This window comes from Mycetocola lacteus (assembly GCF_003667575.1).
In the GTDB taxonomy this organism is placed as follows: domain Bacteria; phylum Actinomycetota; class Actinomycetes; order Actinomycetales; family Microbacteriaceae; genus Mycetocola; species Mycetocola lacteus.
Map to the genome: position 1 here is coordinate 95,863 of NZ_RCUY01000002.1, position 12,171 is coordinate 108,033.

The 12,171-nt window shown below is 66.6% G+C and carries 11 protein-coding genes; 5 read left to right on the top strand and 6 right to left on the bottom strand.

All coding sequences use genetic code 11. From position 1 onward, the window contains the following. The first annotated feature begins 22 nt into the window (after positions 1 to 22). Positions 23 to 805, top strand: a complete 783-nt coding sequence (locus D9V34_RS02580; protein ID WP_121687380.1) for an IclR family transcriptional regulator — start codon at positions 23 to 25, stop codon at positions 803 to 805. A 77-nt stretch (positions 806 to 882) separates the two neighbouring features. On the opposite strand, the gene hutI is transcribed toward D9V34_RS02580, so the two are convergent. The 6 genes from hutI to D9V34_RS02610 all read right to left on the bottom strand — a co-directional run bounded on the left by hutI (position 883) and on the right by D9V34_RS02610 (position 7,266). Next, positions 883 to 2,058: an imidazolonepropionase gene (hutI, locus tag D9V34_RS02585; protein WP_121687381.1), complete on the bottom strand. Its 1,176-nt coding sequence runs from the start codon at positions 2,056 to 2,058 to the stop codon at positions 883 to 885. 60 nt (positions 2,059 to 2,118) lie between these two features. Continuing rightward, positions 2,119 to 3,798, bottom strand: a complete 1,680-nt coding sequence (hutU, locus tag D9V34_RS02590; protein WP_121687382.1) for a urocanate hydratase — start codon at positions 3,796 to 3,798, stop codon at positions 2,119 to 2,121. A 216-nt stretch (positions 3,799 to 4,014) separates the two neighbouring features. Next, on the bottom strand, positions 4,015 to 4,767 hold the full coding sequence (locus D9V34_RS02595; RefSeq protein ID WP_030148185.1) for a phosphoglyceromutase: 753 nt from the start codon (positions 4,765 to 4,767) through the stop codon (positions 4,015 to 4,017). Between the two features lie 81 nt (positions 4,768 to 4,848). Beyond that, positions 4,849 to 5,964, bottom strand: coding sequence for a CAF17-like 4Fe-4S cluster assembly/insertion protein YgfZ (ygfZ, locus tag D9V34_RS02600; RefSeq protein WP_121687818.1), 1,116 nt, complete (start codon positions 5,962 to 5,964; stop codon positions 4,849 to 4,851). A 120-nt stretch (positions 5,965 to 6,084) separates the two neighbouring features. Beyond that, on the bottom strand, positions 6,085 to 6,798 hold the full coding sequence (locus tag D9V34_RS02605) for a heme-binding beta-barrel domain-containing protein (RefSeq protein WP_121687383.1): 714 nt from the start codon (positions 6,796 to 6,798) through the stop codon (positions 6,085 to 6,087). 174 nt (positions 6,799 to 6,972) lie between these two features. Further along, complete coding sequence (locus D9V34_RS02610; RefSeq protein ID WP_121687384.1) at positions 6,973 to 7,266, bottom strand: hypothetical protein; 294 nt, start codon at positions 7,264 to 7,266, stop codon at positions 6,973 to 6,975. Positions 7,267 to 7,408: 142 nt separating this feature from the next. On the opposite strand from D9V34_RS02610, the gene D9V34_RS02615 reads away from it, so the two are divergent. The 4 genes from D9V34_RS02615 to D9V34_RS02630 all read left to right on the top strand — a co-directional run bounded on the left by D9V34_RS02615 (position 7,409) and on the right by D9V34_RS02630 (position 12,138). Next, entirely contained in the window at positions 7,409 to 8,086 is a 678-nt protein-coding gene (locus D9V34_RS02615) for a winged helix-turn-helix transcriptional regulator (protein ID WP_121687385.1), read from the top strand. Continuing rightward, a complete protein-coding gene (mshD, locus tag D9V34_RS02620) occupies positions 8,083 to 8,958 on the top strand; it encodes a mycothiol synthase (RefSeq protein ID WP_121687386.1) in 876 nt (291 codons plus the stop codon). Before D9V34_RS02615 ends, mshD begins: the two co-directional genes overlap by 4 nt. Positions 8,959 to 9,031: 73 nt before the next feature. Continuing rightward, complete coding sequence (locus D9V34_RS02625) at positions 9,032 to 11,206, top strand: RNA degradosome polyphosphate kinase (protein ID WP_121687387.1); 2,175 nt, start codon at positions 9,032 to 9,034, stop codon at positions 11,204 to 11,206. Further along, positions 11,203 to 12,138, top strand: a complete 936-nt coding sequence (locus tag D9V34_RS02630) for an NUDIX hydrolase (RefSeq protein ID WP_121687388.1) — start codon at positions 11,203 to 11,205, stop codon at positions 12,136 to 12,138. Before D9V34_RS02625 ends, D9V34_RS02630 begins: the two co-directional genes overlap by 4 nt. Positions 12,139 to 12,171: the final 33 nt, after the last annotated feature.

Here is a 12,171-nt window from a genome sequence, read left to right on the forward strand (position 1 = left end):
CCATCGGTTTGGGGAGTGAAACATGGTTGGCGAAGCATCGAGGGTACCCGCGGCGGAACAGACGCTGCAGATCCTCACCCTGCTCTCCACCCAGCGCGGGCCCCTGCCCGCCTCGATGATTGCGACCCAGCTGGATCTGCCCCGCTCGAGCGTCTACCACCTGCTCAACGTGCTGGTGCGCAACGGTTTTGTGCTGCACCTGGCCGAGGAGAAGCGCTACGGACTCGGGGTCGCCGCGGCGGCCCTGAGCTCGGCGTATGCGCGCCAGGAACCGCTGTCCCGGCTCGGCCGTCCGCTACTCGCGGGGCTGGTGGACCGTGTGGGGGCCAGCGCGCACCTCGCGGTGCTGCACGGGCGCGATGTCCTCTACATCGTGGAGGAACGTGCCCGCAATGCCCCCTCGCTGGTCACCGATGTGGACGTGCGCCTACCCGCCCCGCTGACCGCCACCGGGCGCGCGATCCTCGCCGGGATGCCCCCGGCCCAGGTGCGAGCCCTGTTCCCGGACAAGGAATCCTTTGTATCCCGCGGCGAAGGCCCCGACGAGATCACCCGCTACGGCCGGCTGCGCGAGGTCCTCGGCCAGGTGCAGCGCCGCGGCTACGCGACCGAGGAGGGATCGGTTAGCCCGGGCCTGTCCTCCGTCGCCTGCGCGGTCCACGACCACCGTGGCTGGCCGGTCGCGGGCCTCGCGGTCACCTTCCCCGCGAACTCGGTGGACCCGACGGCCATCGCCGGCCTGGTTGAGCAGGTGCAGAACACCGCGGACACCCTCACCCAGCGCATCTACGGCCGCACCTCCTAGTCCCACACGAGGAGCGGGCCGACTGGGGTGCAGCTCCCCGGTCGGCCCGTGATCGTTCGCGGATCCCTATTCCCCTGTTATCCGCGAACGCGTAATCCGGCGTGCCAGACCGCGCGGGTCAGCGGCATGCCGGGACGATACGCCAGGTGGGTCACCGAGGGCGCATCGAGTATCTGAAGGTCGGCGCGAGCCCCCACCGTGAGCTCGCCCACTCGAGGTTTACCGGGTCGGTCAATGTGTCGGCCCAGCGCCCGAGCACCGCCGTGGGTGGCCGCGCGTACGGCCTCGGCCACGGTCAGCCGCATCTGCAGCACCGCGGTGGCCACGGCGAATCCCATCGAGGATGTGTAGGAGGTTCCCGGATTCGCGTTGGTCGCGATGGCCAGGTGAGCCCCCGCATCCACCAGCTGTCGGGCGGGGGCCAGCGGCATGCGGGTCGAGAGGTCGCAGGCGGGCAGGACCGTGGCGACGGTGCTGGATCCGGCCAGCAGGTCCACGTCCGCATCGGTCAAGAACCCCAGGTGGTCCACGCTGAGCGATCCGTATTCGACCGCCAGGCGGACGCCCGGACCATGCCCGAGCTGGTTTCCGTGGACGTGGGTTGCCAGCCCGCGGGCACCCGCAGCCTCCAGGATGCGCCGGGTTTCGGTCTCGTCGAACGCGCCGGTCTCGCAGAAGACGTCGACCGCGCTGACGATGTCGGCCACCGCATCCAGCATCTCGCCGGTCACCAGGTCCAGGTACGCGGCCCGGTCACTTCCGGCGGGCACGACGTGGGCACCGAGGAAGGTGACCTCATCCACGTGCCGGGCGGCGATCAGGGCGGACCGTCGCTCATCGGCCACCGTCAATCCGTATCCGGTTTTGGTTTCCAAGGTGGTGGTGCCTCCGTCGTAGGCTTCCTCCAGGTGCCGGATGAGCCCACGTTCAAGCTCGGCGTCGGAGGCTGCACGGGTGGCCTCGACGGTCACGTTGATGCCGCCGGCGGCATATGATTCTCCGGCCATCCGCGCCTCGAACTCTGCGGTCCGGTCTCCGGCAAAGACGAGGTGGGTGTGCGAGTCGACCCAGCCGGGTAGTGCCGCGCGCCCCTCAGCTTCGTAGCGTTCGTCGGCGGCGGGGGCGTCGGCGGCGAGGCCGGTCCAGGCAACCAGCCCGTCCTCGATCACCACCGCCGCATCGTGCAGGCGACCGCCGGGATGCTCCGGATCGTGGGTGGTTAGCTCGCCGATGCCGGTGATCAGGGTGCTCATGTTCGCTCCTCCCGAGCGGTTCGGATGTGGGGGCTACGGCCCCCACATCCGAGATGCTGGCTAGTTGCCGGTGTTACGGATTTTCGGTTCCATCGGGATGTGGACTCCGCGTTCGGCTGCCACGTCCACGGCCCGCTGATAGCCGGCGTCCACGTGTCGAATCACACCCATGCCCGGGTCGTTGGTCAGCAGACGCGAGAGGCGCTCGGCGGCCAGCGGTGTACCGTCGGCCACGGATACCTGGCCCGAATGAATCGAGCGACCGATGCCCACGCCACCCCCGTGGTGAATCGACACCCAGGTGGCACCCGAGGATGCGGCGGTCAAGGCATTGAGCAGCGGCCAGTCGGCAATCGCGTCCGAGCCGTCGGCCATAGATTCGGTCTCGCGGTAGGGCGAGGCGACCGATCCGGAGTCGAGGTGGTCGCGGCCGATCACGATCGGGGCGCTGACCTTGCCCTCGGCCACCAGCTCGTTGAAGCGCACCGCGGCCTTGGCACGATCGCCGTAGCCGAGCCAGCAGATACGCGCGGGCAGGCCCTCGTACTCGACGTGCTCCTGGGCGGCGCGGATCCAGCGGTGCAGGTGCTCGTTTTCGGGGAACAGCTCAAGCATGGCCTCATCGGTGACCCGAATGTCCTCGGGATCGCCGGAGAGCGCAACCCAGCGGAACGGCCCGAGTCCCTCGCAGAACAGCGGACGAATGTAGGCCGGGACGAATCCGGGGAACTCGAATGCGCGGTCGTAGCCGCCGTGGCGGGCCTCGTCGCGGATGGAGTTGCCGTAGTCGAAGACCTCGGCACCGGCGTCCTGAAATTCCACCATCGCCTTGACGTGTGCGGCCATCGAGGCGCGGGCGTCGATCGTGAAGGTCTCGGGATCGGCGGCGGCGCGCTCGGCCCAGTCGGCGACGGTGTAGCCGACTGGAAGGTAGGAGAGCGGGTCGTGGGCGGAGGTCTGATCGGTGACGATATCGATCGGAATACCGCGGCGCAGCAGCTCGGGGAACACCTCGGCGGCGTTGCCCACGAGGCCCACCGAGAGGGCGGTGCGGTTTTCCTTGGCCTCGAGCACGAGTTCGAGGGCGCGGTCGATGTCGGTCTCGACGCGGTCGAGGTAACGCTTACCGGCGCGACGGTTCAGGCGGTCGATGTCGACGTCGACGATCAGCACAGCCCCGCCGTTCAGGGTGACCGAGAGCGGCTGTGCGCCGCCCATGCCGCCACAGCCGCCGGTGAGGGTCAGGGTGCCGGCGAGGGTGCCGCCGAAGCGCTTTTCGGCGATCGCGGCGAAGGTTTCGTAGGTGCCCTGGAGAATGCCCTGGGTACCGATGTAGATCCAGGATCCCGCGGTCATCTGGCCGTACATGGTCAGGCCCTCGGCCTCCAGGCGGCGGAACTCGGGCCACGTTGCCCAGTCGCCGACGAGGTTGGAGTTGGCGATCAGCACGCGCGGTGCCCACACGTTGGTGCGGAAAACGCCGACGGGCTTGCCGGACTGCACCAGCAGGGTTTCATCGTCATCGAGGTTGGTGAGTTCGCGGGTGATCGCGTCGAAGCTCGCCCAGTCGCGTGCGGCCCGGCCGGTGCCGCCGTAGACGACGAGGTCGTCGGGGCGTTCGGCTACCTCGGGGTCGAGGTTGTTGTGCAGCATGCGCAGCACGGCTTCGGTCTGCCAGCTTTTTGCGGTGATCTCGGTACCTCGCGCCGCGCGAACCGGACGTGCCCCAGGGAGTGCCATGTTGAAGACCTTTCGTTGTCTGCCTGACCCAATCCAACCGGTCCCGCACCCCCGGAACAATGCCCACCCCGGCCGGTCTGTCTGGGGTGCCAGACCTCCCCAGAGTGGGGAAGCTCGGTCACGGATCCGTCGGGGATGAAACGAGGGTCCGGCTGCAGCAACGGACAAAACCCCCGAGACCGTCTGGTCTCGGGGGCTTTGTGTTGAAGCTGGAAGTTACTTCTTCTCGCCCTGGGCGGCCACGGCGGCGGCACCGGCAGCGGCGGCCTCGGGGTCGAGGTACTCGGCGGCACCGATCGGCTTGAGGTCGGCGTCCAGGCGGTACACCAGTGGGATACCGGTCGGGATGTTCAGCTCGGCGATCTCGTCATCCGAGATGCCATCGAGGTGCTTCACGAGTGCACGCAGCGAGTTGCCGTGGGCGGTGACCAGGACGGTCTTGCCCGAAACCAGCTCGGGGGCGATGGTGCCCTCCCAGTAGGGGAGCATGCGCTCGATGACGTCCTTGAGGCACTCGGTCTCGGGGATCTCACCATCGATGTCGGCGTAGCGCGGGTCGTGGGCCTGCGAGTACTCGGCGTCCGCGGCCAGCGCGGGCGGCGGTACGTCGAAGGAACGACGCCAGGTCTGGAACTGCTCGGGGCCGTACTCGGCGAGGGTCTGGGCCTTGTCCTTGCCCTGGAGCGCACCGTAGTGACGCTCGTTCAGACGCCAGGAGCGGGTGACCGGGATCCAGGCCAGGTCCGCCTTGTCCAGGGCGATGTTGGCGGTCTGGATGGCGCGGGTCAGCACCGAGGTGAACAGCACGTCGGGGCGCAGACCGGATTCGGTCAGCAGCTCGCCGGCGCGGGCGGCCTCGGCAACACCCTGGTCGCTCAGGCGAACATCGACCCAACCGGTGAACAGGTTCTTCTGGTTCCAGTCACTGTTACCGTGACGCAGCAGGATAAGGGTATAGGGCTCAGTCATGACACCAGTCTATCGAGGCCCCCGTCGACACGGGGAAAATTTGGCGTGCACGGATACCCGTATGCGGGTGTCGTGGATGCACTACGCTCGGCGGCCGCCGATGCGCGGCAGGCGCGGGATGTCGGCGACCGAGCCGGCGTCACTCGGGACAATGATTTCCTGGGCGGCAGCCAGCCACCCGGGTTCCTCGTTTTCCCCAACGGGACGCGCAACCTCCAGCTCGATGGCGGGGTCCACGGCACGGCGAATCAGGCCGAGGGCGATCGGACCAAACTCATAGTGGTTGGCCACCGAGGTGACCTTACCCACAATGCGTGGTTCACCGTCGCGGAAAGCGCGGATCTCGGCACCGGGTTCGGGCAGGAAGCCCTCCGAACCGTCCAGGTGCAGCTGGACAAATCGGCGCGGCGGGTGGCCGAGGTTGTGCACCTTGGCGATGGTTTCCTGACCGCGGTAGCACCCCTTGTTGAGGTGCACGGCGGAGCGCAGCCAGTCGGTCTCATGCGGGATCGCGTGATCGTCGACCTCGCTCAGCTCTCGCGGACGCCACGCGGCAACCCGCAGCGCCTCGGCCGCGAGCGAACCGGCGGCCGGGTGCGCGGCGGCGACCTCGGCCAGGGCCGAGCGCGGCACAAGCACCTCACGCCAGGTGAAGTCCACTCCCGGGTGAGTTTCCGGGCGGGAGTACTGCCAGCCCCCGTCTACCACGTGGGTCCACGGGTCGCGCCAGATCAGCGGCACACCGTTCGGTGCGGCGGCGGGCAGCGCTTCGAGGGCAATGCCACCGTCTCGCTCCAGCAGGCCGATCACCGCGAGGTCTTCGGTGCGGTCCAGGATCTCCACCCGGGCGCGGAATCGCATCTTGAGCAGCCAGGACACCAGAGCCTCGGCCGAAGAAGACTCCGGCAGCAGCCACAGCGACACCCCATCATCGATGAGGCCGGCCGCATGCTCGATCCGCCCCTGCGGGCTGAGCACCAGGGTCTCCCCCGAATCGCCCACGGCCAGGGCGGTGACCAAACCCGAGGTGATCGAGTTCAACCAGGTCAGTCGGTCCTCGCCCCGCAGTTCAAGAACGGTGCGGGTGGACAGGTCCACCAGCGCCTTGCCTGCATCCAGCACGCGCTGCTCCCGCAACGGATTGCCGTAGTGCGCGGGCACGCCGGGGTCGCCCGGTCCGCGTGTTGCCTCGGTGATCGCCCGGTCCGCGTGACCCGCCGGCGTGGAATCCGCGGTAAACGCATCCGACGGTGCCACGGCCTCGGGCACAATCGCGCCGGGCAGTGAGGCAAACGGGGTCCGCGGGAGCGAGGTCACCTAGTCGACCTTCGCGAGACGTGCGGACGCGTGCGAGGTCAATTCCTGACCCAGCGCGGCGATGTCCCACGCCCAGAGCAGGTGGTTGTCCACCAGCCCATACATCCGCGTCGCCGCGGTGTAATCCTTGCTTCCGGCCGCACGCAGCACCGCATCGGTCGCCAGATCGATCCGCGGGCCAACGATCTGGCCCAGGTACAGCTCGCTCACGCCATCCGGGTGGATGATCGAGGCTTGAATATCGAAACCGCCGGCGTCATTACGCAGGGTCTCGACGCTCTCGGCATCGGTATAGGGGGCATCCGCGCGGGCGGGCAGCATTGCCGGGCCGGCGTCACCGGGGGTCAGCGGACGGTGCAAACGCCAGTAGCCGGTCTCCGCCGCGAGCGGCAGAATCTCAGCCACGGTCTCCGACGGGTCGGCGGCATCCGGATCCACGGAATCAACATCTGCGGAATCGGCATCGGCGTCCGCTGCCACATCGGCAAACCCGACAACGCCGGGGGCCGCGGGCTCTCCGCCAAGAATCCAGGCCTGCGAGCTGTAGTTCAGGTACGACTGTCCGTCGTGGCTGAAGCTCACCCGCTGACGAAATTCACGCTCCACCCGCTCATCACCCACGGGATAGGACAGCACGCCGGTGCCCTCCCAGACGCCGAGCAGCCAGGACAGCGGAACGATCTCGGCCGGCAGACCGGTCGGAATTTCAATCATTCGAGAACCTAGCGCTGACCGCGGTACAGGTTGTACACAACGACGCCTGCCGTGTAGACAATCGCCAGCGATGCCAGGCAGAGCAGACCGATGAAAAACAGTTCAAGTGCGAGCATGGCTCCAGTCTATCCCGCAGCCCGCGAGGATCAACCTTCTTACCCGATCGAAATCCGGCTAGGCGGCGGGGAGTAGCTTGCCGATCCCCATCAGCGCACTCATCACACCAAGAATCACGACGGAGCCGGCGATGCTGATGGTGACGCGGTCGATGAAGCCGGTCTTTCGGCCGCCGCGCAGCTGAATGACAAAACTCAGCATGGTGACCACGGCCAGTGCCACGGCAAGCCAGGAGAAGGCGGTGACGCCGGGGGCGAAGATCCAAATCAGGATCGCCGCAACCAGGGAAACTACCCACACCACAACGATGTCACGGCGGCGCGGCAGGGCAACCTGATCAAATTGGCTCATTCTGCCATTGTGCCTGATCACCCGCCCGGGCACCATTCCAAACGCCCGATCCTCAGCTTCGCAGCCACGCCCCAGCCGGGTATGGTCCCGAGTTCCCCGGAAGAAACAGTAGGATAGCCCTACATCTTTGGCGGAGGAACCCGTGGCACGACTCTTGATTCTGACCAGTCAGACCGACACCGAGGTGTTACCCGCGCTCGGGCTGCTGCAACACCGGGTGCGTCAGGTACCCGCCCGCGCCGACCAGGTCATGGCCGGTGTCGAGGCCGATGTCCTGGTGGTGGATGGCCGCCGCGACCTGGCCTCCGCCCGTGCGCTGTGCAAGATCCTGCACTCGGGATTCGCCGAGATTCCACTGCTTCTGGTCCTCACCGAGGGCGGCCTCTCGGTGGTCACCTCCGACTGGGGTGTCGACGATTTGCTGCTGGACGGGGTGGGCCCGGCCGAGCTGGACGCCCGCCTTCGACTGTGTATCGGACGCACGCCCGCGCCCACCGTGGCCTCGCCGCTGCAAACCTCCGGCGTGACCATCGACGAATCGTCGTACTCCGCCCGCGTTCAGGGAAGACCGCTGGATCTCACTTATAAAGAATTTGAGCTCCTGCGGTTTTTTGTTGGAAACCCGGGCCGAGTGTTCACCCGCGAACAGCTTCTGAGCGAGGTGTGGGGCTACGACTACTTCGGTGGCACCCGCACCGTCGACGTACATATTCGACGCCTGCGCGCCAAGCTGGGTGACATGGAGCAGCTGATCGTGACCATCCGCAACGTTGGGTACCGTTTCAACCTCGCCGAAGAGGGCACCGGGGAGGACGCGTGAACCGCCAGATCCGTACCAACCGCGATGCGGGAGAGATCACCGAGGCGCTTGAGACACTGATCCGGCACGCGCAGGAGGCCGACAATCAGCCCCCGTTCAATGATCAGTCCCGCCTCGCGCTGGCCGCCGGAACCGCCCGTCTGGCGACCCTCGAAGACAACGAGGAAACCCTGCTGGGTGCCGCAATCATCGACGGCGTGGGCTTCGAGGCGGTTATCGATCCGGCCCACCGCGGCCACGGCCACGGCACCGCCCTGATCGGCGAGGTTCTGGCAGGAAACTCTGGGGCAGGTCTGGTCTCGGCCTGGGCTCACGGCGATCACCCGGCCGCCGCCGCCCTGGCCCGCACCCACGAATTTGAGCGTGCACGCGTGCTGTACCGGCTGGAGCGCGAGCTGGAACCCGAGGCTCCGGGCCCGGTGACGATCGATCCGCTGATCTCCACGTTCCGTGCCGAACGCGACGCCGACGACTGGGTCACCCTGAATGCCCGGGTTTTCCGCGACCATCCCGAGCAGGGTGCCCTGCTGCGCGCAGACCTCGACGCCCGCACCCACGAGGACTGGTTCGACCCCGAAAACTTCCTGCTGGTGCGCGATGAAACCGGTCATCTGATCGGCTACAACTGGCTGAAGGTGATTCCCGGCGACACCGACGGGGAAATCTACGTCCTCGGTGTGGCCCCGGAAACCGCCGGTCAGGGCCTGGGCAGACGCCTGATGAACGCCGGACTGGCGCGTTTTGGCGAGCTGGGTCTGACCACCACCAGCCTGTATGTGGACGACTCCAATCCGGGGGCGCTGGGCCTCTATCGCTCGATGGGTTATGAGACCGACACGATCGACGTGCAGTACCACCGTCCACGGGTTTAGATTCGCTACGAAGTTTTCACAACGTTCACAGATTTCCCGCGCGGCGCGCTAAATAACCTGCCAAGATGGGGAAATGGCTGAAGAAAACGTGGCTCTCTATAGCGGACTCGGCGGCGACGATGATGACTTCGACGCGGTACTGGACGAATCCGACCCCTCGCTCCCCGAGGAGCGTTACCTCGACCGCGAGCTGAGCTGGCTCGCGTTCAACCAGCGTGTCCTGGAGCTGGCCGAAGATGCCTCGCTTCCGGTGCTGGAGCGGGCAAACTTCCTCGCCATTTTCGCCTCCAACCTGGACGAGTTCTTCATGGTGCGCGTCGCCGGTCTCAAGCGGCGCATCCTGACCGGCCTGGCCGTGCCGACCAACGTGGGTCGCTCCCCGGCAGACGTGCTGAACGATATCTCCATTGCCGCCCACGAGCTGCAGGAGCGTCATGCCCGAGCCTGGCGCGACCTGGTATCCCCGGATCTTGCCCGGGCGGGTATCAGCGTGGTCACCTGGGAGGATCTGGATGAGGCCGATCACGGCCGAATCGACAACTACTTTGCCGATCAGCTGTTCCCGATCCTGATGCCGCTCGCGGTGGACCCCGCCCACCCGTTCCCCTATATTTCGGGGCTCTCGATCAACCTGGCCGTGCGGATCCGCAACACCAAGACCGGTCGCCAGGAATTTGCCCGGCTCAAGGTGCCGCAGATGCTGCCGCGCTTCATCCGGGTGGACCCCACCGAGACGCTGCGTTCGGCGCGGTTCATCTCGCTGGAGGACGTCATTTCCAGCCACCTCGGCGACCTCTTCCCGGGCATGGAGATCCTCGAACACCACGTGTTCCGGGTGACCCGAAACGAGGACGTGGTGATCGAGGAGGACGAGTCCGAGAACCTCATCCAGGCCCTCGAACGCGAGCTGCTGCGTCGCCGCTTCGGGCCGCCGATCCGGCTCGAGGTCAGCGCCGATATGGACCCGGTCACCCTGGGCCTGCTGGTGCGCGAACTCGACATCACCGATCAGGAGATCTACCGTCTGCCGGCACCGCTGGACCTGGGCGGGCTGTTTAGCCTGGCCGGGGCCGACCGTCCGGACCTGCACTACCCCAAGCGCCTGCCCACCACGGCCGCCGCACTGGCCCCCTCGGATTCCAACAGCAAGGTCGACTTCTTCGAGGTCATCGCCCGCGGCGACGTGCTGCTGCACCACCCGTATGAGTCCTTCGCGACCAGCGTCCAGGCCTTCCTGGAGCAGGCGGCCTCGGACCCGCACGTGCTGGCAATCAAGCAGACCCTGTATCGCACCTCGGGCGACTCCCCCATCGTGGAGGCCCTGATTCGCGCGGCCGAGGCCGGCAAGCAGGTGCTCGCGCTGGTTGAGGTTAAGGCGCGCTTTGACGAGCAGGCGAACATCACCTGGGCGCGCAAGCTGGAAAAGGCCGGCGTGCACGTGGTCTACGGTCTGGTCGGGCTGAAGACCCACTGCAAGCTTGCCCACGTCATCCGTGAGGAAAACGGATCGCTGGTGTCCTACAGCCACATCGGTACCGGAAACTACAACCCCAAGACCTCGCGTATCTACGAGGACTTCGGGCTGCTGACCGCCGACCCGCAGGTTGGCCGTGACCTCACCCGTCTGTTCAACGAGCTCTCCGGCTACGCGATCGAGAAGAAGTTCAAGCGCCTGCTGGTGGCACCGCTGCACCTGCGTAAGGGACTGCTGAAGCACATCGACACCGAGCGTCGCAACGCGCTTGAGGGCAAGCCCAGCGGCATCCGGATCAAGGTCAACTCGATCGTGGATGAGGCCATCATCGACGCGCTGTACCGGGCCAGCCAGGCCGGAGTTCCGGTTGAGGTCTGGGTGCGCGGCATCTGCGGGCTGATGCCGGGTGTTCCCGGGCTTAGCGAAAACATCCGGGTGCGCTCGATCCTCGGTCGCTATCTGGAGCACTCGCGCATCTTCTCGTTTGTCAACGATGGCGATCAGCACCTGTTCATCGGCAGCGCCGACATGATGCACCGCAACCTGGATCGCCGCGTCGAGGCCCTGGTGCGCCTGGTGGATCCCGGTCACATCGCCGAGATCACCGAGCTGTTTGACCTGGCCATGGACGACCAGACCGGAGCCTGGGATCTGCAGGCCGATGGTGAGTGGATCCGGCATGCGTTCGACGACACGGGTGCGCCGCTGGATGATCTGCAGGATAAGCTGTTGCAGCAGATTACCCATCGTCGACGTCCGAGGAACCGTAGGTGAACAAAGCCGTATATGCCGCCGGAGCCCTGTGCTGGCGCCTGATCGAGGGCAAGGTCCATGTCCTCGTCATCCACCGCACTGCCTATGGGGATGTCACCATCCCCAAGGGCAAGGTAGATCCCGGCGAAACCCTTCCGCAGACGGCCGTCCGCGAAATTGGTGAGGAGACCGGCCTGTCGGTCAACCTCGGAGTGCCGCTCGGGATGAGCCGCTACCTGCTGCCCTCGGGCAAAACCAAGGTGGTGCACTACTGGGCGGCGTTTGTCAGCGATGAGGCGATCCGCACCTCACAGTTCCGCCCGAACCGCGAGGTGGCGGCCATCGAATGGGTCACCCTGAAGAAGGCGCGCACCTATCTCACCTACGCACACGATGTCGAAATCGTGGACGTGTTTGAGAAGCTCGTGGCCGAGGGTGTGACCCACACCTTCTCAATCACGGTGCTGCGCCATGCCAAGGCGGCCTCCCCCTCCGCGGGGGACGGCACCGATGCCGGGCGTCCGTTGACCCCGCGCGGGCTCGACCAGGCCCAGGCGGTGGTTCCGATGATCGCCGCGTTTGGACCGCGAAAGATCGTCACCAGCGACGCCGTCCGCTGTGTCACCACGGTTGCCCCGCTTGCAGCAGCCACCGGGATCACCCCCAAACGCAGTGGCAAAATCAGCCAGGACGCCTTCGAGGAGGACCGCGCGGACCCGCGCAGCATCATCGGCAAGCGTGTCAGCGCCGGCAAAAACGCGGTGATCTGCTCACACCTGCCCCTGGTTCCCGAGCTCCTGCGCGAGATCGCGCTAGCCACCGGCAGCGTGACCGGCAGCTACATCCGTTCGGCCGCAGACCTCGCCCCGGGCGACTTCTCGGTGGTCCACCTCTCGGCCACCAACCCGAGTTCGGGCATCATCTCGATCGAGACCCACCCCAATCCGGTCTAATCTTCACCAAGCTCATAGCCCGCGTCATCTCGA

Excerpts from the sequence above, each read along its gene's own strand:
- D9V34_RS02580 (WP_121687380.1), top strand. The coding sequence starts at position 23 with ATGGTTGGCGAAGCATCGAGGGTACCCGCGGCGGAACAGACGCTGCAG.
- hutI (WP_121687381.1), bottom strand. The coding sequence starts at position 2,058 with ATGAGCACCCTGATCACCGGCATCGGCGAGCTAACCACCCACGATCCG.
- hutU (WP_121687382.1), bottom strand. The coding sequence starts at position 3,798 with ATGGCACTCCCTGGGGCACGTCCGGTTCGCGCGGCGCGAGGTACCGAG.
- D9V34_RS02595 (WP_030148185.1), bottom strand. The coding sequence starts at position 4,767 with ATGACTGAGCCCTATACCCTTATCCTGCTGCGTCACGGTAACAGTGAC.
- D9V34_RS02605 (WP_121687383.1), bottom strand. The coding sequence starts at position 6,798 with ATGATTGAAATTCCGACCGGTCTGCCGGCCGAGATCGTTCCGCTGTCC.
- D9V34_RS02610 (WP_121687384.1), bottom strand. The coding sequence starts at position 7,266 with ATGAGCCAATTTGATCAGGTTGCCCTGCCGCGCCGCCGTGACATCGTT.
- D9V34_RS02625 (WP_121687387.1), top strand. The coding sequence starts at position 9,032 with ATGGCTGAAGAAAACGTGGCTCTCTATAGCGGACTCGGCGGCGACGAT.